21 protein-coding genes are annotated in these 24,895 nt (G+C 51.5%); 1 reads left to right on the top strand and 20 read right to left on the bottom strand.

The window, feature by feature from the left end:
- Positions 1-32: 32 nt before the first annotated feature.
- The 4 genes from AC0YNX_RS04335 to AC0YNX_RS04320 form a co-directional block, all read right to left on the bottom strand.
- Positions 33-1,838 (bottom strand): WxL domain-containing protein, encoded by a 1,806-nt coding sequence (locus tag AC0YNX_RS04335; protein WP_475814407.1) that lies wholly within the window; start codon positions 1,836-1,838, stop codon positions 33-35.
- Positions 1,839-1,897: 59 nt separating this feature from the next.
- The gene (locus AC0YNX_RS04330; protein ID WP_475815175.1) at positions 1,898-2,932 is read right to left on the bottom strand and encodes a WxLIP family cell surface protein; all 1,035 of its coding nucleotides are present in this window, start codon (positions 2,930-2,932) and stop codon (positions 1,898-1,900) included.
- A gap of 120 nt (positions 2,933-3,052) precedes the next feature.
- Complete coding sequence (locus AC0YNX_RS04325; protein ID WP_475814406.1) at positions 3,053-3,784, bottom strand: WxL domain-containing protein; 732 nt, start codon at positions 3,782-3,784, stop codon at positions 3,053-3,055.
- Between the two features lie 585 nt (positions 3,785-4,369).
- The gene (locus AC0YNX_RS04320; RefSeq protein WP_475814405.1) at positions 4,370-4,645 is read right to left on the bottom strand and encodes a hypothetical protein; all 276 of its coding nucleotides are present in this window, start codon (positions 4,643-4,645) and stop codon (positions 4,370-4,372) included.
- 226 nt (positions 4,646-4,871) lie between these two features.
- Here AC0YNX_RS04320 and spoIIP point away from each other — a divergent pair, with 226 nt between their 5' ends.
- On the top strand, positions 4,872-6,359 hold the full coding sequence (gene spoIIP / locus AC0YNX_RS04315; RefSeq protein ID WP_475814404.1) for a stage II sporulation protein P: 1,488 nt from the start codon (positions 4,872-4,874) through the stop codon (positions 6,357-6,359).
- 91 nt (positions 6,360-6,450) lie between these two features.
- Here the strand turns inward: spoIIP and AC0YNX_RS04310 are convergent, their stop codons facing one another.
- The 16 genes from AC0YNX_RS04310 to AC0YNX_RS04235 all read right to left on the bottom strand — a co-directional run bounded on the left by AC0YNX_RS04310 (position 6,451) and on the right by AC0YNX_RS04235 (position 24,777).
- A complete protein-coding gene (locus AC0YNX_RS04310) occupies positions 6,451-7,137 on the bottom strand; it encodes a copper resistance CopC family protein (RefSeq protein ID WP_475814403.1) in 687 nt (228 codons plus the stop codon).
- A 135-nt stretch (positions 7,138-7,272) separates the two neighbouring features.
- A complete protein-coding gene (locus AC0YNX_RS04305) occupies positions 7,273-8,235 on the bottom strand; it encodes a dihydrodipicolinate synthase family protein (protein WP_475814402.1) in 963 nt (320 codons plus the stop codon).
- 28 nt (positions 8,236-8,263) lie between these two features.
- Positions 8,264-8,989 (bottom strand): class I SAM-dependent methyltransferase, encoded by a 726-nt coding sequence (locus AC0YNX_RS04300; protein ID WP_475814401.1) that lies wholly within the window; start codon positions 8,987-8,989, stop codon positions 8,264-8,266.
- A gap of 2 nt (positions 8,990-8,991) precedes the next feature.
- Entirely contained in the window at positions 8,992-10,263 is a 1,272-nt protein-coding gene (locus AC0YNX_RS04295) for a histidine--tRNA ligase (RefSeq protein WP_475814400.1), read from the bottom strand.
- A 282-nt stretch (positions 10,264-10,545) separates the two neighbouring features.
- The gene (gene acpS, locus AC0YNX_RS04290) at positions 10,546-10,938 is read right to left on the bottom strand and encodes a holo-ACP synthase (RefSeq protein ID WP_475814399.1); all 393 of its coding nucleotides are present in this window, start codon (positions 10,936-10,938) and stop codon (positions 10,546-10,548) included.
- A 26-nt stretch (positions 10,939-10,964) separates the two neighbouring features.
- Positions 10,965-11,705 carry an SDR family oxidoreductase gene (locus AC0YNX_RS04285; RefSeq protein WP_475814398.1) on the bottom strand — a complete coding sequence of 247 codons (741 nt, stop codon included), beginning with the start codon at positions 11,703-11,705 and terminating at the stop codon, positions 10,965-10,967.
- Entirely contained in the window at positions 11,702-12,454 is a 753-nt protein-coding gene (locus AC0YNX_RS04280) for a 3-oxoacyl-ACP reductase family protein (protein ID WP_475814397.1), read from the bottom strand. The genes AC0YNX_RS04285 and AC0YNX_RS04280 overlap by 4 nt, the downstream gene beginning before the upstream one ends.
- A complete protein-coding gene (locus tag AC0YNX_RS04275) occupies positions 12,451-12,768 on the bottom strand; it encodes a phosphopantetheine-binding protein (protein WP_475814396.1) in 318 nt (105 codons plus the stop codon). The genes AC0YNX_RS04280 and AC0YNX_RS04275 overlap by 4 nt, the downstream gene beginning before the upstream one ends.
- Positions 12,769-12,787: 19 nt before the next feature.
- Positions 12,788-15,169, bottom strand: coding sequence for a beta-ketoacyl-[acyl-carrier-protein] synthase family protein (locus tag AC0YNX_RS04270; protein WP_475814395.1), 2,382 nt, complete (start codon positions 15,167-15,169; stop codon positions 12,788-12,790).
- Positions 15,144-16,070, bottom strand: a complete 927-nt coding sequence (locus AC0YNX_RS04265; protein ID WP_475814394.1) for a GNAT family N-acetyltransferase — start codon at positions 16,068-16,070, stop codon at positions 15,144-15,146. The genes AC0YNX_RS04270 and AC0YNX_RS04265 overlap by 26 nt, the downstream gene beginning before the upstream one ends.
- A gap of 343 nt (positions 16,071-16,413) precedes the next feature.
- Positions 16,414-16,827 (bottom strand): hypothetical protein, encoded by a 414-nt coding sequence (locus tag AC0YNX_RS04260; protein ID WP_475814393.1) that lies wholly within the window; start codon positions 16,825-16,827, stop codon positions 16,414-16,416.
- A gap of 64 nt (positions 16,828-16,891) precedes the next feature.
- A complete protein-coding gene (locus AC0YNX_RS04255; RefSeq protein WP_475814392.1) occupies positions 16,892-17,266 on the bottom strand; it encodes a hypothetical protein in 375 nt (124 codons plus the stop codon).
- A 164-nt stretch (positions 17,267-17,430) separates the two neighbouring features.
- Complete coding sequence (locus tag AC0YNX_RS04250; RefSeq protein ID WP_475814391.1) at positions 17,431-20,364, bottom strand: NHLP bacteriocin export ABC transporter permease/ATPase subunit; 2,934 nt, start codon at positions 20,362-20,364, stop codon at positions 17,431-17,433.
- A gap of 27 nt (positions 20,365-20,391) precedes the next feature.
- Positions 20,392-22,638 carry an NHLP family bacteriocin export ABC transporter peptidase/permease/ATPase subunit gene (locus AC0YNX_RS04245; RefSeq protein ID WP_475814390.1) on the bottom strand — a complete coding sequence of 749 codons (2,247 nt, stop codon included), beginning with the start codon at positions 22,636-22,638 and terminating at the stop codon, positions 20,392-20,394.
- A 19-nt stretch (positions 22,639-22,657) separates the two neighbouring features.
- A complete protein-coding gene (locus tag AC0YNX_RS04240; protein ID WP_475814389.1) occupies positions 22,658-23,623 on the bottom strand; it encodes an NHLP bacteriocin system secretion protein in 966 nt (321 codons plus the stop codon).
- Positions 23,620-24,777, bottom strand: a complete 1,158-nt coding sequence (locus AC0YNX_RS04235; RefSeq protein ID WP_475814388.1) for an ABC transporter substrate-binding protein — start codon at positions 24,775-24,777, stop codon at positions 23,620-23,622. Before AC0YNX_RS04235 ends, AC0YNX_RS04240 begins: the two co-directional genes overlap by 4 nt.
- Positions 24,778-24,895 lie beyond the last annotated feature (118 nt).

Genomic DNA, 24,895 nt, shown 5'->3' with positions numbered 1-24,895 from the left:
ATCCTTTCTTAAATGATCTGTAAATCATTTGTTTAGGGTGCATCTGTTAACGTCCACGTCAATGATGTGGTATATTCTGCATCCTTAACTTTAACCGTTTTACCAGGCACATAGAGCGTTACACTGGTCGCACCTTCTTCAGCATTACCATAGGCTGTTGTCCAGGTTCCGATTCCCTTACCTGCTGGGGCATATGCTACATCTTGAGCTGCACCAGTCGGATCTATAGTTACGTCAAAAGCTGTTGGTGCATACGATTGAGCATTTATAGATTTTTCTATTGGATTAGTTAATTTCAGAACTGCGCCTGTTAACCTATTTACACCAGAATTAGCCGCGAATTGTCCATTTTGTTGAACAGTTAAATGCCATCCTGCTTCTGTACCACGATTGTCTGTTACTTGAACTAAGATTGGACCCGATGTACCTTGATCTAATTGAGCAGTATAAGTTTGATCATTGCCTGAAATGACTTGTGAGCCAAAATGAATGTCTGGTACGAAGTCCAATCTTAACGGAGCCCCTGCCATATTAGCCGTGACTGAACCACTTGCATTGCCTCCTGAGTCTGTCTGCATAACCGAAGCCGTGCCGCCATTATTATAATCTGACGCTGGAATCGGCACATTCCAGTAGCCGCTACCATCGACAGTAGCTATTCCTGTTGTTCCATCCGGGAACGTCACCTTAATCATACCTTCTGGAATTCCCGCTCCTGTCAGCATCGTATCATTCAACTTCACTGTATTTACAGTGGGAGATTCCAGTTGATAATAATACGTGACGGTCTTCGGATTCGTTGTAAATGTGCCGCTTAGACTCGGGGACTTGCTAGCATTGAGCATATACCACGAGATAGTTGGTATTGGTGCTGTATACAGATCACCGTCGTATCCATTTAGAGTAGTAAGCGGCGCAGCTGTCGTCTCATTGTCGTACTTATATTGTACAGTTACGTTACATGACACCAACTCTATGATTTGGTTCGTACTCCAACTCGCGATAAATACATTATCTTGAGCATCAACCATTATGCCTGAAGGATCATATCCTCCAGAATCAAATGTGGATTGAACCCCGGCTGGTGATATTCTGATGATTGTTTTATTACCTCGGTTTCCAACGAATAAATTTCCTGCAGCATCCAATGCCATACCTGATGGTTGAGATAGATCTTCGGCATAAACCTGTGTAGTACCATCTGTTGCAATTTTATATACTTTACCCGTCGATTGTATTGAAGCAAACATATCACCAGCACTGTTAAAAATGATATCCCACACTCCGTTCAATGAACCAGTGCCCATTGGTAAAGTAGCAAATGTGGATTGAACCCCAGCTTGCGTTATTTTCGTTATCGCACCTCTATATCTATCTGTAACATACACATTATTACTACGATCAACCGCTATATCATACGGATTACTTGTACCAGGTACAGTAGCAAATGTAGATGTAGTCCCAGCAGGCGTTATTTTTGTAATATTTCCATTATTACTTGTACCATAGGCATACATATTTCCCGCGCTATCTAGAGCAATACCAGTCGTTTGACCAGGAATACTCGCGAAAGTTGATTTCACTTTAGAAGGTGTGATTTTGGTAACGGAACTCCCGCTAGAACTTGCAACATATATGTTTCCAGCACTATCTTGAATGAGGTGTACTGGTGAACTTATTCCTGATAGATATTCGATCCCTGTTGAAGCAAAGACTTGAGTAGGTGCCACAATAGGTGCCACAATCAAAATCACTAAAGTAGCCACTGCCGCTGCCCCTATTAGAGCCCTGAGCTTGGAAATGATAATTTTCATGTTTTTCTTTATCTTGTATCTCATGTTTTTCACCCACATCCTAACTGGCATATGAAAAGCACCCTTCATTACAAACCTAAAGCTTAAACTTCATCTTTCTTTTCTTCCTTTTCTTCCTTCTTCGAACGTCTCCCCAAGAAGAATACGAAAATCAACAGTAACAGCAGCAATATAGACCAGCCTATGATGTACCACATCGTATAATCTTTGTGTATTTCTACAGCTGAAGCATTCAAATGTTTAGCAGTATCGCCCTTAATCGTAAAGAATCTTGTCCATTTCCAGGTCTGGTCGCCATCTGTAGCAGTCATGTCTAAACGGTATGTTCCGGATTCAAACTCTTGGTTATCCCAACTAATTGCGTAATCAAAGTTCGAATTAGGTGCCATTCTTAAATTTTCTTTTTTGGTTTCATGAAGTACCTTTTGCCCTTGTTCCGAATAGATGCTGGCATCCACACTTAAATTCTTTAACATAGCTGGCTTCACGTTCTGCAAGTTGGCCGTTACCACGTTGCGAGCATTTACTTGTGTAGGTTTGATTTCATTTAGTCGCAGATCCGGCTTGATTGTTTTATCCGTTTCGCTTAATACAACGCCGATGACATATGCATAATCGTTCTTTATTTGAACAGCATCAGCTTTTTTGGAGGCGCTAACTTTATCCTCTTTCTCTTTGAAATAAAGACCGCCTAATATAACACCATCAAACTTTTCCTTAGGCATTTCAACAACAACTTTTAGTGTTACAGTACTTTTGGCTGGGAGTTTCGTTTCTTTCTGTACTGTAGTAATCTTTGAAAATGGTATTTTTAACGTGTCGTCAAATTTCGGATTAGTCGTACTGTAATCAGCGATACCATTACTGTTCGTAATCGCTGTATTAGCATTGGTTTCTACAATGACCGCTCTTTTTGTATTATTTCTCATCGTTATATGAAGGGTTTGTTTCTGTCCTGGCTTCATCTTCAAATCAAAATATGTTTCATTCTTGGCGATTTGATTGTCAGGAATGACTGCCGAGACAGCAAACTTCATTTCTGCTGCATTCGCATGAATAAGTTGAATATTTATGATAAACGTAAGTACCAGAATACTTAGTAGAATTTTCTTTGTTATTTTCATCATTAGGCCTCTCTTTAATTAATTTAAGTTGCTCGGGTTTCCTCATTGAAGAAGGCAAACTTCAACATATCCAAGAAGTTTGCCTCCGGTTTGAACCACTGAATCAATCGAATCTTACAAAGGTGAATCGGATAGAGTCCAAGTTAAAGTTGTTTTATATGGCTCATTCGCTACTTTAGGAGTCACTCCGGGCACGAAGAGGCTTACACTTGCTGCGGCTACAGTAAGATCATTACCATAAGCGGTTGTCCATGTCCCCATACCCTTGCCATTATTTGCGATCTCCACATTAGAATCAACGCCTGGATCTAATGTGACTTCACTTGCATTTGGAGCAAGACTTTGTGAGATCATAGAGTTCGCAGAAGGATTCTTCAATTGAAGTTGAGCACCAGTCAGGATAGCACCGCCAGTCGTTTGGAATTGTCCATTCTGTTTAACGGTCAATTTCCATCCTGTATTTGTTCCACGATCATCTGTTACTTGTACAAAGTTAGGTACTTGAGCCGGTGAACCACTTTTCATAACCGTATCCAATTTCGCGTAGTATGTTTTATCAGAGCTAGAAATCACATTTGTACCGAAATGCAGGTTGGATACATAGTCAATACTGAGTGGACCAAAAGTCCCGTTCTGATGCGGATCGTCAGGATCTGTCGTGTTTGGTGTAACAGGGTTTGTTGGTTGTGTTGGATCTACCGGCGTTACAGGAGTTGTATTCTGTTCAAATGTGATATCTGCAACTGAATCCATTTGTCCAACTGGCGCTGCAAAGGCTGGTACTCCTACTGACAATATTGTGATTAAAGATAGTGCACAGATTAAAGTTAATTTGGTTGATTTCATACTTCAAACTTTCCTCCAATTAAGATGAATGAATTCATTAAGTACTACAAAAAATATAAGTAACATAAAAACCTTAGCTTTGTTTTACCGAATCAAAGTTAAAGTGAACAACATGATTGAATCCTGTATAAGGACTTATGGCTTTCGGACCATTGCATCACTCCCAACATCGCTTTATACTTTTTATTGTACACAATGTGTTTATAAATAATAGTGTTATTATTATGCAATTCTTATTGAATTGGAAATATGTAGATTTTTTAGTAATTTAAAGTTAGTTTAAATATATAAAATAATCTATATTGGAAAATTTTATATATAAAATTATACAAACTGATCAACAGCCTTCACTTTAGTTGTATACAATAAAAAAGCCCGCGTATTTACGCGGACTGGTTACCCGAGCAAAACTGTAACGGTCGCCACAGTGCTTACTCGAGTAAATATAACCTTCTCTAAAATGTAGCGGTTGTCATAGCGCTTATTAGCGTTCATGGCAACCGCTAGCGTTGCCGTAGAGTTTGGACTCACGCTTGCCCCTATTACTTTCGCAACAGTCCGCCCACGAATTACGCAGACTTCTCCTTAATAGTAATAACCTCCGTCATACCCGCCAAATCCGCCGAAGCCTCCAAATCCGCCAAACCCAGCAAACAAACCAATTGCGAGTAAATCAAACAACAGTAATGGAAGAAGGAATTTCACTTTTACCGCTTTCCCTTCTTCCTGTCTGTACTGAGTCAGAACCACGCGATTCCCCTGAACTTGTGTCAGTACCCCTGTAACGATTGTTCCGTCCTTCTTGACCGCATAGATCTTCTTGCCGTAATATTTCGCAATCTGGTTTTTGCTTACAGCCATATGTGTCTCCCCTTCCTAATCTGTACGACGACTACTTTATTAATCTATTCAATCGCATAGGAAGATGACTGGGATTTTCATAGAATTGGTTCCTATCATGGGTATAATTCGGTCATTACCAAAAATATAGCATTGTGTTCTTGGCGAAAGTTTCTTATTTTTAAGAGGCTTGCGTTTTTTTGTTGTGACAAGAAGTTGCTAGATTTGACAACTAGACTCGAGGTGAATGATGAGACAATTAATCCTTGCTTTCTTCTCGCTATTAATCGTGCTAACAGTGGCTATTCCGGCTACCAATGCGGCACCAGCGACGATTGGGCTGTTTCTGGATGGGAAGAAGTTAAGCTCGGCTGTTGCCCCAAGGTTGATCAATCAGACCACAATGGTGCCGATTCGTGTCATCGCGGAAGGATTAGGCGCGGACGTGAATTGGAATAAGAAGAGCCAGATTACAACCCTATCTAAGGATAAGACGACAATCGTCCTGCCGATTAACGGTGAATATGCGCTTCTAGGCGGGCGAACAATCCCGTTGGAGCAGCCGGCAGTCGTCATTAATGGAGTAACGATGCTTCCGATTCGTTTTGTCGCCGAGAATCTTGGTCTTATCGTAAAATGGAACGCTTCCGCTTATGCAGTCGGTTTGTGGAGATCGAATAACGGCGTCTCCGGCAGTGATCCTGCCACCGATCCAAGCATACCTAGCATTCCTCCGGAACAATATCCGTCGCTGCAGGCTATTGAATTGGACAATAATCAAATTACGATCGCTACGAACGGGAACTTCTCACCTAGCGTTACGACTTTAACCAATCCGGATCGTCTTGTCATTAATCTGCCAGGTGTAACGTTTAATGGGGCAATTAGTAAGCCTGCCGCGAATACGGTGGGTGAAGTTACGGGCATCTCTACAAGCAATCCGTATATTTCGGATATTCGTTACATAATGAAAGATCCGGAATCGTCGACCATCCAAGTCGTAGCGGATTTGAAACAGAAGGTAAGCTACCAGATCATTAACACTGGTGAATCGTCTAAGCTGGTCATTCAGATGAAATCGGCACCGCCCGCAAACTCGGTCTCCAAGTCGGCGATTTATATTTATCAGTCGCATAGTAGAGAATCGTGGATTCCCGAATTGCCGGGCATTACGAATCCCGATCTCGCATACAATGCAACAACGAATGTTACCATGCTAGGCGCGCGGTTAGCCGGCATCCTCCAAGCAATGGGTGCGGAGGTTTATCAAACTTCATATGATTACGCATCGATTTACGGCAGCCAGTTCAGTTATTCGAAATCATACGTATACTCAGGCAAAACAATCGCCAATCAACTGGCTCAACATCCGCAAATCAAGTACTTGTTCGATCTTCATCGCGACACGAGTCCACGAAACGAGACGACAGTCAACATTCGCGGAACCAACTATGCCAAATTATATTTTGTCATCGGACTTGAGAATCCGAATTGGAAGCAGAACGCTGCCTTCGCCAGCAAATTACAAGCTCTGGTCACGTCCAAATACCCAGGTCTGTCCAGAGGAATCTACTATAAAGATAAGAGCGTCGGTAACGGATGGTATAATCAGAACTACTCTCCGAACAGCGCTTTGATCGAAGTCGGCGGAACGGCTAATACACTTGCGGAGTCTAATCGGACGATGGATATATTGGCTCAAGCCATTAATCAAATCCGTTTGAGCGAGCAGTAGCTAGCCGAGTAAATAATGAAGTAAATAAAAAATGCCTTTAAACACTTGGAATCCATGTGTCTAAAGGCATTTTATATTTGCCGTGAATGAACTATTTCTGCTTGATTACTCTTCTGAAGAAGAGGAATACCACGACAAGTACGGCGACAGCAATAATCGCCGTCCATGTTTTATGCTGTGTTGTGCCAGTATCTCCTGCAGATTCATAGCCTTCGGGAAGAACGACATCAGTGGCTTGATTATCAGCAACTGACGAATCAACGGCATCAGTTATATCGGCAGCTGAATCCGTTGTATTCGCGCTATCTTCTGAGGTTGTTGCCGAGTCAGGTGCGTTGTTTACCTGAGAGCTTGCGTTACCTGCGCTTGTTGAATCTGGTGCATTCTCGGGTGTTGTTGCAGGTTCCGGAGGTGTTGTTTCTTTAGGCACGGCTACTGTGAATGAATAATCACCTTTGATATTGTGACCGTCCTCTCCGATGATCCGCCAACTAACGGTATACGTACCATCCGCAAGTGGAGCATCGAACACGCCTGTCACATTATCTTTGCCGGCATCAACTTTAACAGAGACTTCCTTCTTAGCTGCATCGGTTACCGTAAGCACAACAAGAGGCTGAATCTCGGTTGCAAAGTTCAACTTGATTTCCCTCAGCTCCGCTTTGACACTCTCTCCTTTGGCTGGTGTTGAATTTTTCAATTCCGTATGTGCTGAAGCCATCTGTGGTAGTAAAAGTACAGCAAATAGAATGAAACATCCTGCAATGAATTTGTTCATGTATAGATCTCCTTATTATTAAATCAGAAACAGTATAACATGACTCGACTTCCATGAGATGACTCTTTCGGGCTAGGAGATGTTTCCATGCCAAATAAAAACTGCCGAGCGGGTCGGCAGCTTAGTTGATCTATATCATGTAGCAATTCGATTCGCGTACTCACTCCACACCCGCCGAAGCTGCTCGACTTCCAGCCGATTCGTCGCTGACAGCGTCTGCCCATTCAGATTTCGGCAGAACTCATTGGTCAGAATACCTTCCAGCGTGAGATGATACTTGGCGTTCGCGGGATACAGCTGTCTCTCGATTAAGGAGGCCACACTTAACAAATCAGCCAGAGCGGATGCTTCCTCACCGCGTTCCTTCCAGTTCTCCACGAGCCGAACGTACAGCTCCGGATGGAAGTTTGCCATAACGCCGCTGAAGCCTGCCGCACCTAGCTTGAGCGACGGCAGCAAGGTCGCCGCATTCGCATTAAATATCTGCAGTCCGCTGCCGCTCGCCGCATCGAGCTTGAGCCGAATGGCTTCGATGTCGCAGCTGGTATCCTTTAAGAAACGGAACCTTCCGTGGTCGGCGCACCACTCAATTATCTTTGGAGACAATAGCCGCTTATACGGATACGGGCATTCATATAAGCCAAGCGTTACTTCCTCCGGGAGATGCGGCAGCAACTGCTCCATCCGTTCTATCCATACCTCGTCCGATTCCTCTTGCGAGGTGAGTCGGTTCGTAATTAAGACCAACGCATCAATTCCGGTTTCGGCCATCTTGTTTAATTCCTTGACCTGATCCTCGAACGAATCGGATATATGGCCGGAAGCAATGACCGGCACGCGCCCCGCGGCTGTACGTTTAACGAACGATGCGAGTGATACCCTCTCTTCCAAACTGAGGTAAAACATTTCGCTCGATTGACACACTGCGAATAATCCGTGCACGCCGCGCTCTATATACCATTCGATCAACTTCTCGAGCCCGGCATAATCGATCCGGTTATCGCTCGTGTATGGGGTGACCATCGTAGGCCACACTCCCCCATTTATCCCTAATCGCAACTCGCTCACCTCCGCAGAATCTGAAGCTCCTCGTCTCATGTATTCGCGAAGAGAATTGATTATCCTGTTAGCAGCGAGCGATGAATACGAATTCCAATCCCGGACGATCAGGTGCATCTCGGATGTCATCAACCATAAAGCCCACAGCAGCAAGAGAGTCCATAATCTCAGACTTGCTCCGGAAGCTCAGTGTCGAGTCTGAATTCAGTACCGACCCGTCTTTATGGAATACAAACGTGTGCCGGAATGCGACAAGCGGCAGTTGCACATCCACGAGATCCGTCCACGACTCAATCTCTCCGAAGTCCGGCGTTTCAATCCGTTGATAGGTTTGCTCACGATTCCAATTCTTCCATGCTTCCTTCGCTGGATCACGCACCTCGAAGACGAGCCGTCCACCTGTCCGCAATGCCTCACGGCAAGCACGAAGAACAGACATCCACTCTTCTTCAGTTACGAAGACTTGTGCGACATTGCCAGTCATCGTGATTAGATCCGATTGCAATCCAGCAAGCATAGACGTTGTTCCATGAATCCAGTTTACTCGATCCGCATACGGCTTTCGACTTGCTACGTTAAGCGAAGCAAGGGCTGGATCGATGCCAACAACCTCCTTGCCAAGGGCAGCAAGCCGGCATGCAAGGAAACCAGTGCCACAGCCAATATCAATCACGGACTGAGCGCCGAACTCCTCTGCCATTGCTACATAGGGGTCAAGATCCTCGCGTTCTAGCGAATCGAATAAATCATACACATCGGCAAGCCGCGGTTCTTCAAATAGTTGATCAGCCATTCCTATCCCCCTAGCTTCATGATTGCTTCCTGAATTGTTAATACCTCTTCAGTCATCAAGGCCATATCCTTCAGCAGTACCTTCCCTGCATTTGCTTCATTCTCGCCAATTAGCACGACGTACCTGATTTGTTTCGAAGAAGCTGTTGCAAGCGATTTTTTAAGTTTCCGTCTACTAAGGTCTATACTTGTACGGATCCCGCTCGCCCTCAGCATTGCCGCAGAACCAAGGACTTCTGTAATCGTATCGCCAATCGGGATGACCGTAACCAGGCTGCCTTGCATTTGAAGGGGCCGATTCTCAAGCAACTCCATGATGGATTCCATGCCAAAAGAAATGCCGACCGTAGGATACTGAATATCATCCCTACCGACCAACTGTCCAATGATGGCATCATATCGTCCACCGCCGCCTAAGCTTGAACTAAACGTTCCAGAAGCATCAAAAATCTCATAAACCGTTCCCGTATAGAACGATAACCCTCGCGATAGAAAGGGATCGAACTTGCATGGCTCTAAACCTAACTTCTTAATCATATTCTGCAACAACTTCACTTCTTGCGCGCCTGGGTATTCTTCCAATGCATATTTTCTTGCTACTTGTTCAAACGTGGGGTTTTCCATCTGGATGAGATCAGTTATTGCTCCCGTTACTCGCGAGTCTAGTCCGTTACCTAGCAGTTCTTTACTAACACCATCTTTTCCGATTTTCTCGATTTTGTCGAGTGTCAACATGACTGAAAGCAATTTCTCCGCCGGTACGCCAACAGACTCTAACACCTCGCACAGAAAACGCCTATTATTCCACCTAAGTGTAACTGGAATCTCGAGCCTCTTGAAAACCTCAATAGCTAACAGCATCAACTCCGCCTCTGCCTCAGGTCCCGCGACGCCAACGACATCAACATCACACTGTAGAAATTCACGTAATCGGCCTCGTTTAACAGGTCCGTCCCGAAAGACCTTCCCAATCTCATACCGCTTGTAAGGAAACTCGATACCAGGATTTAAGGCAATCACCTTGGCAAAAGGAATCGTGAGATCATAGCGAAGTCCAAGCTTCCTTGAGCCCTGATCTGTTAATTGGTACATTTCCTTCAGAATTTCGTCGCCGCCCGCATACTTGGATGACAGAAGATCAAGTTCATTCAATATCGTGGACTCCATGGACTCAAAATCATACAATTCAAACACGTCTTGAAGCGTGGCTTGAACTTTTTTTCTTAGCGCTTGCTCTGTACCCAAGAAATCATAGGTCCCTTTTACATTTTGCATACCGATCATCCTTTTCTTTAGATAAAATAAAAAAACACGCAGGACCTCTTGGTCCTGCGCGTTTCATATGCCGCAGGGAGGCCAACGCGAGAAGCGTTAGCCCACCCTGAATTTATACAGGTGTGCTAACGCTGTTTGTGATGATGAAATTGTGTCAGTTTAGATGGTTGCATGGGTTCTGACCGCCTTCAACATAGGATTACATGGATTATAACGAATGACTAAACTTCATGCAAGCGGCTTTTCAATAAATGGGCTGGGCAGGATTCCGAACGATTGTGCTCATACCTTGTCCACTTGTTCGATCACGACAAAAGCGCCTGCGGTCGTAGCCGTATGAGTAATGCTGAGATGGCAAATGTACGGCGTTCCGATTTGACGATGGACATTCTCGGACAATACGATTACGGGCTTGCCCCAATCGTCGGGCAGCACCTCGATATCTCGCATGCCAATCCCCTGCGGCAGCGCGAGGCCAAGCGCCTTCATTAGCGCTTCCTTCGCCGCAAACCGCCCAGCCAGCCATTCCGCCCGGCGCGAGCTGCCTGTTAATGCCTCAAATGCGGTCATTTCGTTATCGGTCAGAAGCCGCTGGACCAACTCCTCGTGCTCCTTTTTCACCATTTTGCCGAATCGAGAGATGTCGACCAAATCCATGCCGATACCCAGAATCATTAAGGTCCCTCCTACCATTCGCTCATTCAGATCAAGGTGTCCATCCCCGCGCCGATATGAAGATTCTGTCCGCTAATGAAGCGCTCAGGCGCATGCAGCAGCCATGGCAAAGAGACTGCGACTAGCTCTTCCGGCAACGGCAAATGCGGCTTTAACGCATGGATCTCCAATTGCTTCTTCAGCACTTTGCGATCCATTTCTCTGCCTTGATCATCGTAATAACCGAACGTAATCGCATTCGAGGAGATGCGAAGTGGAGTCAATTCCTTCGCCAGCGTCTTCATCATCGCTAGCGTACCATGGTTCATGACCGGAGAAGAGCCGTACCCCTCGTAATAGAGACTGTCCGCGATGAGCAGAAACAGAATTTGCCCTGCTTTCTCGCGAGCCATGCGATTAGCCGCAGCACGGCTGTACAGGAACTTTGCCCGCAGCGCAGTCGCCGTATCGATCCCGAATTGTACGGGATCCAGCTCGTACGCACTTTCTTCATCGCGTTCCTCCACGCCATGGATCACCACCTGCAGACTGCCCATTCGTCGCTCAGCCGACTCGACCGCCACCCGAATGCTTTCTTCATTCTCCATGGTTACGATGATCGGATGGAACCGATCGAAGCTTCCCTCAGGCAGTCTTACCGCGTAGTGGTCCGCTTCGTCCTGTTCGGAGAACACCATAGCGACGTTGCAACCATCCGTCAGCAGCCGATGCAGAACAGGCTCGTTGAATAGTGTGCCGGACTTCGTAATGAGAACGGTTTTGTTCATCGCAGAAATCCCCCATCCGCTTTGAGCACTTGCCCGGACAAATAACCCGAAGCTCCGAAGGCTAGCATTAAAATCGCGTCAGCGATCTCTTCAGGCGTGCCTTGGCGCTTCATCGTCGTATGACGCAGAAAATTTTCCATTTTGTCAGCCGGAATCCGCTCTGTCATATCCGTCGCGATCATCCCCGGAGCAAGGGCATTCACCGTAATCCCCTCCCGAGCATGGCGGCGCGCTAATAACTTCGTCAGCCCGACAATCGCGCCTTTGGCCGTGCTATAATTGAGCTGCGCTTCCCGTCCGTAAATACCGGAGACCGACACGACGTTCACGATTGCGCCAGAACCTTGCCGTTTCATGTAGGGAATCGCTTCCGACGCGCATACCAGCGTCCCTTGCAGGTTCGTCCGCAGCACCGAGTCCCACTCTTCGACCGTCATCCGTACAGCCAGGTTATCCTGCGTAATGCCGGCGTTATTGACAACGATATCGATGCGCCCGTATTGCGCCTCTACCTGCCGCATCAGTTCGCCGACGAACACAGGATCATCCACTGAACCTTGACGGAAGAAGCCCGGAATGGACTGAGCTGTCATCTCCGCCTGCAGCCGCGAGGCAATATCCCCGCTCTTGGCATAGACGCCGACCACAGTCGCGCCAGCCTCCGCCAGACGTGCCATGGCGGCCCTGCCGATCCCGCGCGTCGCACCTGTAACGATGGCCACTTGATTGCGAAGTGTCAGCCCGTTCATGCGATCTCGGAGTTCCTGTCGGTCCGTTCCCTTATGCTCTCGGCAATAAAGTTCGCGATGGACGACACATTGTACAGATGCACCTTCAACTCTTCCGCCGCGATGCCTTCAACCATGACGCCATACACGACTTCCAAGCCGACCATAATTTCGAACGCTTCAACCGAATCCAGACCAAGCCCTTCACCGAACAGTGGCATGTCATCGCTTATGTCCGATGCCGTCACGTCCTCCAGCTCCAAACGTTCAATTAGCAGCTTCTCCTTTACTGATTCCTTTATTTCCGCAAGCGTTGCGATACTCCATCTATCCATGCTTACTCCTCCTCAAGATTTATTCATTCACGGCGCTTACGATCGCGGCGGCCGTGTTGCCGTTAACGGATATGGTAATGGCGAGCACGTGTTTCCCGGAACCCTTTCGCACCCATTCGGCAGCGCTTCCCAGCAGCAGCATCGAGCTTACCGACTCTCCGTACCCGTATTGCTCGTTCATGCAGATGATCGATATTTCTCGTCCCGCGAATATTGACCGCACGGCTTCCAGTTGAATTGCTTCTTCCTCCGGCTGACTTGCACTGCTGAACAGTACAACGTCGATTTGCGACAGGGGCACGCCCGCTTGCTCAGCTGCGGCATGGACAGATGCGGATAATGCCTCCTCTGACCGCCGACCGAACGGGACCGCGCCGTACGCCATTCCGCAGCCCTTTAATTCCGCGATGACCGGAGTTCCCTCCCGTGTGGCAGCGTCCATATCGGCCAATGCCAGGCAGACGCTTCCTTCTAACGAATGATGCCTGCTTGACGTCAATCCCTTCGAGTGGTCAATCGCATCCGCTAGCCTCGACCACTCATCGCCCGCGCCGATGACGAAGCGTTCATGAACGCCGCTGCGAATACTACCGCAAGCATAGGCAGCGCTAATGATGCCTTCTGTCCCGCCGCCGCTAAGTGAGCTGCTGAATCCGACAAGGCCTAGCTTCTCCGCGGATTTACCCGCAACGGAATTGATGACGGTATGGGGAAAATGAATGCTGCTTGCGAATTCCGGCCCGTTCTCGAACACGCTCGACAGAAATTTACCTATGCTGTCCGTGCTGCCCCGTGAAGTGCCGAAGACGAATCCGATCTCTTGCGCCACCTCAGAGTACTTATCGCCGTACCAGCCCGCATCCACGAGCGCTGTCTTCACAGCGCCGATGCTGAATTGGCACAAGCGGTTCATGCGCCGCTCGTAGAGGTCGGGGGCGAATGCTTTCAGCGAGAACGCGCATGCGCCAGGTTGGTCCGCAGCCGTCACTAAGCTGCGATCGAGAGGCGTACCCGATGCACTCACAGCCGAGAAGCCACTTGACTCGTTGCCTTCTCGTGAAACTCGACCTTGGCGAACATCAGCGCCTAATACAGCGCCGATGCCGACGATGCCGATTCGTCGTTCCGGGCGATAGCTTGCGCCTTGTGCCGCTTCCGCGACGGACGTCTCCAGACTCGCGGCGGATTCCCCAAGTCTCGCCACAATGGATGCATTGTGTCCACCGAAGGCCGAATTATTGTTCAACATATATTCCGGCTGACCCTCCGCCATGCGGTTCGCGATAATAGCCAATCCTTCGCAGCCCGGTCGCGGCTCGTCGTAATGCAGCGTCGCTGGCAGCAATCCGTGACGAATCGCGTATAGCGATGTCGTGAACTCGATCGCCGCCGCGGCTCCAAGCGTGTGACCGAAGTAGGCTTTGCTGGAGCTGAGCGGCAGTTCGTTCAATTGATCGCCGAACACGCTGCGAAGTCCCTTCACTTCGGCCTGATCATTGGCCTGCGTGCCCGTGCCATGTGCGTTGATGTACGCAATATCGGACAGCTGAGTTCCAGCATGGGATAGCGCCATATTGACAGCCGCGCTGATTCCGCGTCCTTCCGGATCAGGAGCCGTCTCGTGATAGGCGTCGTTGCTGAGCCCGTAGCCGCACAACTCCGCGTAGATCGTAGCCCCCCGCTCGATCGCACGGTCGAGCGGCTCCATCACGACGAAAGCCGCGCCTTCGCCTAGGCTGAGTCCGAACCGGCTCGCGAACGGAGACGTCGGCTCTGCATTCAAAGCCCGCAGCACATTGAAGCCTGCGTACACCGAATGCGACAGCGGATCCGAGCCGCCCGCCAACATGACGTCCGCATGGCCCCAACGGATCATGTCATACGCATAGCCGATGGCGTTCCCGCTCGCCGCGCAAGCCGTATGAATCGTCGTGACGGGTCCGTTAAGTCCGAAATAATCCGCCACGTCGTCGCCCTGCTGATAGAACGGATAGCGCGCCGTCCTCGGTTCGTCGAGCGCGGTGACCGTCCACTGCTCCTCCAGCGAGAGAATACCGCCATTGCACGTGCCGAGTGCGGCGCCTATTCGCAAGGCCTGCTTCGCAGCCGCGTCTAACCCGCTATCCTGCAGCGCTTGGTTCGCCGCGACAATCGCATATTGCGCACATAAGTCGTAGCGCTGCCGCTGCTCAGGCGTGAAATAAGCTCCCGCCGCGTCTTCCTTCAGCTCTGCGGCGATCCCGCTATGGAACCTGGTCACTGGAAATCGGGTCACGGAGCCGATGCCCGTCTTTCCCTCGCGCATGTTGCCGAGCACCTCGTCGAACGAATTACCGAGCGCGCACAGAATGCCCATGCCCGTTACCGCAACACGCCTATGATGATCCGATCCGATCGCCAATGCCGATCCCCCCTGTCATGCCGATATATTTATAAGTCTCTTTTCGTTCCGAAATGCTGGTTGCATACGGCTCGAGCCAGCGGTCCAGCATCTTGCGCATGAAGGGCGCTTCATTATTCACGGCGAAGATCGCCCGGGGAATGCCGCGTTCCAATTGAATGGAGATCGATTGCGCAATCAGCATGAATGCGCAGCCGGTAAACCTGAACTCCGGCGTAACGTAGACGCTGTCGTACAGCAAGGTATCTTCCGCGATCCGGTAAGTCATGCACCAGCCCACCGTTTCACCTCTGATCCGCAGGCCGAGGCTGTTGCTCTCCTCGAGCGGGAACCGTGATTTGAACGGAGATAGATACGCCGGATAAAGCGTGCCCTCCAGTCCACGTAAGCGAGCATTTTCCTCCTCGCTAATCTCCTGCCAATAGAAGGAGCGCATACCGCTAGGCATCGCCGTCTTGCGAATCCAGGACGCATCAGCGATTCGCTTGTCCGTCTGGTACACCTTACCTTCCGCAACCGGTTCCGACCAACCCCCATGCCGGAGAAATGCTTCCAATACAGGCGTGATGCTCTTACCGGAATAATAAACCAGCGATAGCTTCGAACAGCCGAGTTCCGACAGCGCCGCTTCTGCATCGCGGAGCAGCGCAGCCCCAATGCCACGCCTGCGGAACTTTGCTTTGACGAACAAAGAGACGACTTCTGCGCTTCCGCCACCTTCCCGTAGGGTCATGAGTAGCAATCCCGCTAATTCTGTTATGTTCCCCTCCGTCCATTCCGCGCCGATTGCAAGGCTGGCTCCGGGCTCGTCCAGATGCCGAAGCAGCGGACGAGCATATTGAAAGGTCAACGATTCATAAGCCATGCTCTCTGCGGCTTGCAGCCGATTTGTAGTAAACATCGGTCATCCCCCCTTGGTTACTCCGGTTGTTCATTTCGATATTTCATGTATGTTAATGAACGTTTCCACACGCTTGAGATGCACATCTGGAAGCGTCCATAGCATTCAATTCTAATGATAAATTTGCGAGAATCTATTTGGAATAAGAAGTGCCGATCAGGCGGGTAAATGCAGCATCAGACGCCGCTGTGAAGCCGATTAAATCACTCGTTTGCTTCTCTCTCGGAATAAGAAAAACATTTGCGGGAAAACCCCGGTCGCCCGGGATTCTCCGCAAACTCGTTATTGGCGGTGTAATCGCCATACTCTCAAAATCCGCGATGCCGTGTTTATACGATCCGACTTACTGGCTTAGAGCCGCTGGCAGCAGCAAGATTGCGCCGATTGCTGCTCCTGCCGTCGCTTCGTCGCTGTTGCCGCGGAAGCCTGTATCATGACCGAACATAGCCGCCGCACCTGTGCCTACGCCGCTGAAGAAATCGTTCGCGCCGGCTTTGCTGCCGCCCGCTACGCTTTCCAATTCGCTCTCGAGCAGCTCGTCGGCTTCTTTAGCAACCGGTGGCAAGATGATATTCAATTGGTTCGCAGATTGGTCTAGCACGCCAATCTTGAAGCTTGCCGGCACTTCCAGACCGCTTACTTGCTGAATCGCCGCATGGATATTGCTCACGCATAAGCTTCTAAATTCCAAGTCTGTTGCCGCTCTTGCGCCAACCTGCCGTACTGCTTCTTCAACCGCTTCTTTTGTCCAACTCATTGATAATTCCTCCTCGAATGATGTGTTTTATCATCAACCCGGCAGAAAACCGGGAAATGAACAATTAGAATTGACGTTCAACTTTGTGCTCGAGCTTGACGACCGCGTTGCCGACTTTATTACCGCCGTCCACGATCCCGTCGCCGATCGTGTTGAAGAAGTCCGTAGCGCCAGCCTTGCTTCCGCCAGCCACGCTCTCCAGCTCGCTTTCGAGCAATTCGCCTTCTTCAACTGCCACTGGCGGCAAGATGATGTTCAACGCGTTCGCAGATTGATCGATCACGCCGATCTTGAAGCCCGCCGGCACCTCGATGCCGCTTTCTTGCGCAATCGCCGCGTGGATGTCGCTGACGCATAGACTACGGAAGGCCATGTCCGTCGCAGCTCTAGCACCCACTTTGCGAATTGCTTCTTCGATCGTTTCTTTGTTCCAACTCATGGATAATACCTCCTCATTCTTGTGTTCGACCATGAGCCAGCGACTCAGCGAAACGAACCGATCGCCGTCCCGGACCATGATCGTGCTGCATTGCGGGGTACGGCTCCGCCTGACGCGTTCCCGTCAGGCTCGTACATGCCGAACCCCGCATGAATAGAAGACCGTTACGCCAGCTGCCTCATCGCCAGCTCCTGGAAGAGTCCTTCTTGCTGCATTAAATCCGCATAGGTACCCGACTGCGCGAGATGACCCTTATCGAATACGAAGATCCGGTCGGCGTTCATAATCGTGCTGAGCCGATGCGCGATGACGACGCGTGTGGCGTGAAGCTTCGCCAAGCTGTCGCTGACGATCGCTTGCGTCCGATTGTCCAGTGCGCTCGTCGCCTCGTCGAAGAACAGAATCTTCGGACGTCTTGCAAGTGCTCTAGCGATCAGCAGCCGCTGACGTTGACCGCCCGACAGCGTGCCGCCCCCTTCGGAGATTACCGTATGCATGCCCATCGGCATCTGCTGGATATCTTGGTCGAGGCCAGCCATTCGCGCCGCCTCCCAGGCTTCTTCATGCGTCAAGTTCGAAGAACCGACAATGTTGCTGTAAATGTCCCCTGCCATAACCTTGCCATGCTGCAAGACGACTCCGAGCTGACTGCGGACGGAACGGATATCGAGTGACTTCAAATCCTGTCCGTCATAATAGATCGAGCCGGAATCCATCTTCTCGAAGCCCAGCAGCAGCCGCAGCAAAGTCGACTTGCCGCAGCCCGACGCGCCTACCAATGCAACGAATTCTCCTGGGCGGATGGTCAAGGAAAGATCGTTCAAGATGAGCGGCTGCTCCATGGCATACTTGAATGACACATGCCGGACCTCTATGCCGCCAGACAGCTCGCCCGGATCGTCCAACGCCTCATTCACCTCGGGCACCGCTTGAAGGATCGGCTTGGTGCGCTCGAACAATGGCACAATGTTGATGATCGACACAACTGCAGCCGACATCGCGAGCATCGCCCCCAAGAATGCGGAGAACGCCGAGAAGAAGGCAATGAACTGGCCCGCGGTGAGTCCCTGCGAGTGTGTTGCGATGATATAGAACAGTACAATCGACGTCACGATTGGCCAGAACGAATTAAACACCGCGTGAACGTTGCTTACCGTCCGCGCTTGGAACGATGTTTCTTTCATCTCGCCGAACAGCTTCGCCCAGAGGAAGAAGGCTCGCTTCTCCGCCCCGGTCATCCGGAATTTCGTGATGCCGTCGATCAGCTGCAATACGGTACCCGTGAGTTTGCCTTGCAGCTGCAGCAACGTACGCTGCTTGCGCACCTGCAGGATGCCGACTCCGATCGTCACGAGCATCGGTACAAGCACTAGAACCGCAGCCGTCAGCGCCAACCGCGTATCGTAGCGGAACAGCAGGAAGAAATTAAAGCTCGAGAAAATGCCCGAGAATACTGCAGTGACCGCAACGCCCGAGAGCATCTTGCGAATGGCGTTGATGCTGTTCGCCCTGCTCGCCAAGTCACCAGCCGTAAACTGCCGGAAGAACGAGGCTGGCATGTTCAGCAGCCGGTCCCAGACAGCTGCCTGGATAGAGCCGTCCATCTTGCCTTCTATGCGAAGGATCGCCATTGAACGCGTAAGTTCGAATAATGACGTCGCGATTGTAATCGACAGCAGGATGAAGCCCATCTGGAACAAAGGTCCTTTGTCAGCCGCCGGAATGACGGTATCGAACAGAATGCCGCTCGCAATCGGCACGAACATGCCGAGTAGACCTGTCGCGATGCCGATCAGGATGACGCGGACGAGGTCGCGCCGGATTGACTTATGCGAACCGAATCGGAGGATGTCCATGACGGACAACGCATGCGACGGTAGCGGGCGATAGAACATATGGGCCATGGTCTCGAGCGACCCTGCGAGCTCCTCCGTAAGCGGAGTTTCCGTCCCATCTGCTGGATCGATGAGCAAGTAGCCGCTCGGACCAGTCGGAATCAAAGCGACGGGGGCGCCTCCCTCCTCCCGAAAAGCAAGCAGCGGACCATTGTCGGATGTCCGCCAGCCATCCTTCAGCACGACTTGTCGGGAGCGGAAACCGGATGCCTTAGCGATTTCGCTGACGGGATCGCGCGACCGCCGAAGCCTCGAGACATTCGCAGGCTTCACCGTCAGCCCGGTCGCATCCCCGACACGCAACGCTGCTATGTAGAGAGCGTCTCCGGATAGCCGATGATCCGGAGACGTCTTCGGGCTGTCTCCGCCGCCGGCGGAAGCCAACCTCCGGATCGCGCGTTCCATGACGGTATGGTCTTGCTCCGTCTTCAGCTTCAACCGCTCTCGTTCGAATCTTTCTTCGAAAAGGTACATCTGCCGCAAGCAGGCTGCGAGGCAGCGGTGGTATTCCGCCAAGCTTGCGAGCGAACGGTCACGTTCGAGCCATTCGAGCGTTGTGCTGACCGACAGCTCGGACGGTTCCGGCGTGATCATCCAGCTCGCATTCGCGAGCGGGAACGTCACGCCCGGAGAGTCTACTGCCATATTCGCGTCGCCCATCCAGTGCAGGGAGCCTAGGTGCAAGGAAATCCACGCGATCCCCGATGCACCAGAGCGTACTAGCGATTGCCCAGCCATCTCGATCCTAGAAGGGCCTGGTAATAGGTCAATGCACTGCTCGGCCGGAGCTGAAACAGCCAGTGCTTGTGCCCAGTCCGAGATCCATGCTTCGATTGCGTCAGCTGCCTCTTCTCGAAGCTTCGGCGATTCCGCCAATGCCTGAATGAAATCGGTCTTAGCTATGCGGAGAAGCCGCGTGCCAGTCAAGCCAGCTATCAGCAACCCAGCCGAGTTTTGCCGGAGCATAGTCTCCGCATGATACCCGAACAGAAGCCGGCCGGGCTCTGCGCCGAACAAGAACCGCCGCTGGCGAACAACCTCATCCCCGCGCAGCGAAACGGCAAACACGTCGGCATGGCCGTGCTCGACCAGCCAGACTTCGTCCTCACCGCGCACGATCAACGGCTGGTTCCCTTCAGCTTCCACTGCCGATCCGCGTTCGGCGAACAACTGCCGCAGCTTCACTATTTCCGTTTGGATCACTGTCTTCCTCTCCTTTCTCTGGACTCGTTAATGCTCTTGAATGAGCTTTGCATACGCGCCATTCTTCGCGAGCAGCTCTTGGTGGGTGCCGCGTTCCGTGACCTTCCCTCGATGCATGACGATAATCTCGTCCGCGTCACGAATCGTGCTTAGCCTATGTGCTACGATCAGGCAGGTGCAGCCCCGTCTCCGAATGCTGGCATCCACGAGCTGCTCCGTCTTCGGATCTAGCGCGCTCGTTGCTTCATCAAGCACGAGAACCGACGGATTGCTCGCCAAAGCCCTGGCGATCTCGAGCCGCTGCCGCTGGCCGCCGCTGAAATTACCGCCGCTTTCTTCGATGAAGTGTTCGTACCCACCGCTGCGAGAGCTGATTTCGTCATGAATGCAGGCATCCTTGGCCGCCCGCACGATATCCGCTTCCGGAATGGTCGCGTCCCACAAGGAGAGGTTATCTTTGATCGTGCCTTCAAACATATGGATATCTTGGTCCACAACCGCCACAGAGTTGCCGATCAGCTCTCGCGGATGCTGTCTGCGCGTGCCGTCGTCGAAACGGATCTCGCCCGACCATGGCTCGTAGATGCCCGATACGAGCTTAGCCACCGTTGATTTGCCGCTGCCAGAGCCACCTACAAGAGCCACGCGCGAGCCCGGCTTCAGCAGCAGATTGAAGTTCTCGATTAATGGGCTTTCCAATCGGTTGTATCCGAAGGTCACATTCTGGAGTTCTACGAAGCCAGCCAGCTTAGCGCTTCTCGCCAATTCTGGCTCCACGTCGCTCGTTTCCATAGCGGCCGCGTGCTCCAATCGGCTCGCTTCTTGGGCAGATTCACCGCCCGATGCCGCGAGCTGCGGGTCGATCTTGTAATTCAACACATCGTCAAGTCGCTTCAGTCCGCCCTGTGCTTCCTGGAGCGAGCTGCCGAGCTGTACCAACTGATTGACCGGTTCGATGAAGCTCGCCATCAAGCTCTGGAATGCCACGAGCATGCCGACGGTCAAAGCGCCGTCCATGACCTGCAAGCCGCCAACGGACAGGATGATCGCGGTGCTGAGGCCCGACAATAACACCGGCACCGCAGACAAGATGCCAGATGATACCCCTAGCTGCTGCTGGGATTGCAGAAGCTTGCTCTGATAGCCCGCCCACTTGGCGAAGAAATCGGATTCGGAACCGCTCGATTTCAACGTTTCGATCAGCTGTAAGCCGCCCATGGATACACCCTGCATTTTGCCGCTGTCTTGCATCAGCCGCATATTCTGGTCCACTCGCTGCTTAGAGGCAAGACGAAGGAATAGCACGTTCGCGAGCGCAACCGCTACCGCGATGATCGTCAGCAAGAGGCTGTATTGCAGCATGAGCAGCAAGTAGAAGACGATCATAATTACGCCTAGCGCCGCCACTGCCAGATCGCCCGACAAGAGCTGAGCGACGCGGTCGTTGATCATGACCCTCGAACCGATCTCGCCACTGTATCTCTGCGAGAAGAATTCGATCGGCAGTCGCACCACATGCCAGAAGAATCTGCCGGATGTGCTGAGCGAGAATTTCATTTCGAGTCGCAGCAGATAATAGCGCTGCAACCAGGTCAAGGCGGCGCGCATGAGCGCTGTCGCCGCCATTCCGAGCAGCAGCGGTACAAGCCAGTTATGAAGCCCGCCGAGCAGGATGTTGTCGATCAGCACCTTGGTAAATACCGGGATGACCAGGCCGGGAACGACAAGGAACAGCCCGGCAAGACAGACGTATAGCAAGGCGGACTCAGAGCCCTTAATCCGGCTGCCGAGCGCAGACAGCATGCTCCGCTGACCGCCTCTGCGTTCGTATTGCTCTGATGGCGCGAAGGTTAAGGCGACACCTGTGAATGCCACGTCGAATTCTTCGGCGGACACGACACGCGGACCAGCCGCCGGATCGTTCAAGTACGCGCGACCGTCCTTGAAGCCCTCCAGCACGAGGAAATGGTTGAAATTCCAATGTATGATCATCGGGAACGCCATCTCCCGCAAGTCTTCGGGGTTCTTCTTGTAGCCTTTGGCCGTCAGGCCGTATTTGCGGGCTGCTTTCAGAATGTTGCTCGCTTTGCTTCCGTCTCTGGAGACGCCGCATTCCACGCGCAGCTCTTCAAGCGGAAGATGGCTGCCGTAATAGCCTAAAATAATGGCTAGCGCTGCGGCACCGCATTCCACGGCTTCCATTTGCAGAACGGTAGGAGTCTTTACTCGTTTCGGCGCATTCTGCTTCTTCTCCGCACGATCCTTCGTTTCCATCGAATTGTCAGCTCCATTTTCACTTGATCTGCGGAATAACGGACGTAATTGGTTTCTGCTGCTTCACGATAATGGAAGCCGATACCAGCGTGCCGCTGTCGATCTGGACGGGCGGCCCTTCGGCCGTCGACCATCTGTAGCCGCTTACCGTCTGCGGATCCAGAATCGGGTCGATCCTCACTTCGAGCAGTGCCGTACCACGGCCGGCCAGCTCGTTCACGAGCGCTTCGTTGCCGATGGTGAGCAGCATCGATTGCGGTGTCACCGGAAACTCCGAGATGGATGTGACGCTTCCGCGGATGAAGCCGAACTCCTCGCGATTGACGGAGCTCGGCGCGATTTCAACCTGCATGCCGGGCAGGATTGTCTTCCCTTCCTGCAAGGACAGGTACAGCACCGCAGTCAGCCCTTTCGACTGCTTGTCGCCTGACTCGATTGTCAGCAGCGGCGATCCTGCATTAATCATAGCTCCGAGCTTGGAACGCACCTCAAGCACACGGCCGGTGTACGGGCTGACGATCCGGGTAGCATTCGCGTAATCGGTCGTCAGCGAGGCGATCGCGGTCTTAAGCTGTCCGATTTGACCGGACAACGCTGTGCTCGGATGCTGCTTGTAGCCCGATTCTGCTGCTTGCAGGGACAGATCAAGCTGCTTAAGCTTCTCAAGCATGATTGGCTGTTCCACCCGGGCGACCACGTCGCCTTTCGTAACATAATCGTTCTGGGCTACTCGGATATCGGTAATCGGTCCACTTGATTCGGAATAAATCGCCTGCAAGCCGCCGGGGCGAATGAAGACGCCTTGCGAATTGATCTTCGTGGACATCGTGCCCGCGAATCCCCACGTGATCGCGGAGACGAGCAGGACGCCGAGTGCAGCCAGCGCCAGCCAGCCCCGTGGCGACGTCACTCGCATCAACGTGTCCAGCTGTTCAGGCGAGGACAACCGTTCCACGGAAACCTTGCGAAAAACATCGTTGTTCATTCGCTTGAGCTCCTTTCATTGAGGTACGCGAACGCATGGCCCTTCACTTGCTTCAAGACGATAGGCATGTCCAGCACGTCGCCATTACCGTCGAAGGAATGCGTTCCAGATGCGCCTTGGAAAGACTTTGTCGCTTTCAGCGCTTTGACCAATTTGGACGGCTCGCGCGAGCCCGCTTGCTCCAAGGCATTCGCAAGCAGCTTCAATGCGTCGTAGCCTTGCGCCGCGAGCTTGCTGGGCTCCGCGTTGTATTTGGACTTGTATTCCTGCACGAAATGCTTCACAGTCGCGTCATCGTCATACGGATTGAAGATCGAAGCAACAACAGTTCCTTCCGCGGCGCCGCTTGGCGTATCAAGCAGAGCGGCCGAATCCAGTCCATCTCCGCCGATGACGGGAACATCCAGACCGGCTTTCCTAATCTCCGAGATGAACGAGCCCGCGTCCGGCATCACATCCGCCACGAACACGGCATCGCAGCCGAGCAGCTTCCACTTATCGGCGATTCGCTTAAGATCGTTCGCGTCCTTGTAATCGGACAGGCGATCGATGGTATCCATCCCCATCGCTTTCGCTCCGTCCTCGAAGGCATTGGCGAGACCGCGTCCGTATTCGTCGCGAGTGTAATAGATCGCCACTTTCTTAAAGCCCTTTGAATGGGCATATTTCGCCAATGTGGATCCGATCTGCGTATCGTTTGGAATTGTACGGAACACGCGGTCAAGTCCGGTCGCCGTCAGTCCAGGTGCCGTTGCGGACGGAGCCAGCAGCGGCAAGCCGGCATGGTCATATACCTTGGCCGCCGGTACGGTCACGGCTGAACTGCGATGGCCGATTACAGCCGTCAGCTTCAGATTGTTCGCGAACGACTGGGCGATCGCGAGTCCGTCTGTAACCGAAGAATGGTCGTCCTGCTCAATAAGCCGGATATGGCTGCCTAGTACGCCCTGTCGGTTGATTTCGTCCAAGGCGAGTTCCAGACCTTCGCGAAATCCTTCGTTGCGTGCCGCGAATGGCCAAGCGACGCCTACAAGGATATCGCCCTGCTGCTTGCCAAGCGCATTCTCCCGTGCTTGGCCCGGTTCGTCCACTTTCGAACAGGCGGATATGCATACGATCAGGATGGAAACGATGATCATCATTCTAAATCTCATTCGTCGGTGTCTCCTTTGCTCGCTTCGTTACTATGCTAGATGGGTTATTACATTGTTCCTGCATTGATGCTGGGTTTACTGTACAACGACGCGTCGTTTTTTGTCGTATAACTAAAGG

Source organism: Paenibacillus sp. J31R98 (assembly GCF_056269245.1).
The sequence above is the reverse complement of the archived record's forward strand: the minus strand, read 5'-3'. Positions and strand labels throughout refer to the sequence as shown.

Bases quoted from the DNA above. Each gene is read 5' to 3' on its own strand.
- AC0YNX_RS04335 (WP_475814407.1), bottom strand. From the start codon at position 1,838: ATGAGATACAAGATAAAGAAAAACATGAAAATTATCATTTCCAAGCTC.
- AC0YNX_RS04325 (WP_475814406.1), bottom strand. From the start codon at position 3,784: ATGAAATCAACCAAATTAACTTTAATCTGTGCACTATCTTTAATCACA.
- AC0YNX_RS04320 (WP_475814405.1), bottom strand. From the start codon at position 4,645: ATGGCTGTAAGCAAAAACCAGATTGCGAAATATTACGGCAAGAAGATC.
- spoIIP (WP_475814404.1), top strand. From the start codon at position 4,872: ATGATGAGACAATTAATCCTTGCTTTCTTCTCGCTATTAATCGTGCTA.
- AC0YNX_RS04310 (WP_475814403.1), bottom strand. From the start codon at position 7,137: ATGAACAAATTCATTGCAGGATGTTTCATTCTATTTGCTGTACTTTTA.
- AC0YNX_RS04305 (WP_475814402.1), bottom strand. From the start codon at position 8,235: ATGAGACGAGGAGCTTCAGATTCTGCGGAGGTGAGCGAGTTGCGATTA.
- AC0YNX_RS04300 (WP_475814401.1), bottom strand. From the start codon at position 8,989: ATGGCTGATCAACTATTTGAAGAACCGCGGCTTGCCGATGTGTATGAT.
- AC0YNX_RS04295 (WP_475814400.1), bottom strand. From the start codon at position 10,263: ATGCAAAATGTAAAAGGGACCTATGATTTCTTGGGTACAGAGCAAGCG.
- acpS (WP_475814399.1), bottom strand. From the start codon at position 10,938: ATGATTCTGGGTATCGGCATGGATTTGGTCGACATCTCTCGATTCGGC.
- AC0YNX_RS04285 (WP_475814398.1), bottom strand. From the start codon at position 11,705: ATGAACAAAACCGTTCTCATTACGAAGTCCGGCACACTATTCAACGAG.
- AC0YNX_RS04280 (WP_475814397.1), bottom strand. From the start codon at position 12,454: ATGAACGGGCTGACACTTCGCAATCAAGTGGCCATCGTTACAGGTGCG.
- AC0YNX_RS04275 (WP_475814396.1), bottom strand. From the start codon at position 12,768: ATGGATAGATGGAGTATCGCAACGCTTGCGGAAATAAAGGAATCAGTA.
- AC0YNX_RS04265 (WP_475814394.1), bottom strand. From the start codon at position 16,070: ATGTTTACTACAAATCGGCTGCAAGCCGCAGAGAGCATGGCTTATGAA.
- AC0YNX_RS04260 (WP_475814393.1), bottom strand. From the start codon at position 16,827: ATGAGTTGGACAAAAGAAGCGGTTGAAGAAGCAGTACGGCAGGTTGGC.
- AC0YNX_RS04255 (WP_475814392.1), bottom strand. From the start codon at position 17,266: ATGAGTTGGAACAAAGAAACGATCGAAGAAGCAATTCGCAAAGTGGGT.
- AC0YNX_RS04245 (WP_475814390.1), bottom strand. From the start codon at position 22,638: ATGGAAACGAAGGATCGTGCGGAGAAGAAGCAGAATGCGCCGAAACGA.
- AC0YNX_RS04240 (WP_475814389.1), bottom strand. From the start codon at position 23,623: ATGAACAACGATGTTTTTCGCAAGGTTTCCGTGGAACGGTTGTCCTCG.
- AC0YNX_RS04235 (WP_475814388.1), bottom strand. From the start codon at position 24,777: ATGAGATTTAGAATGATGATCATCGTTTCCATCCTGATCGTATGCATA.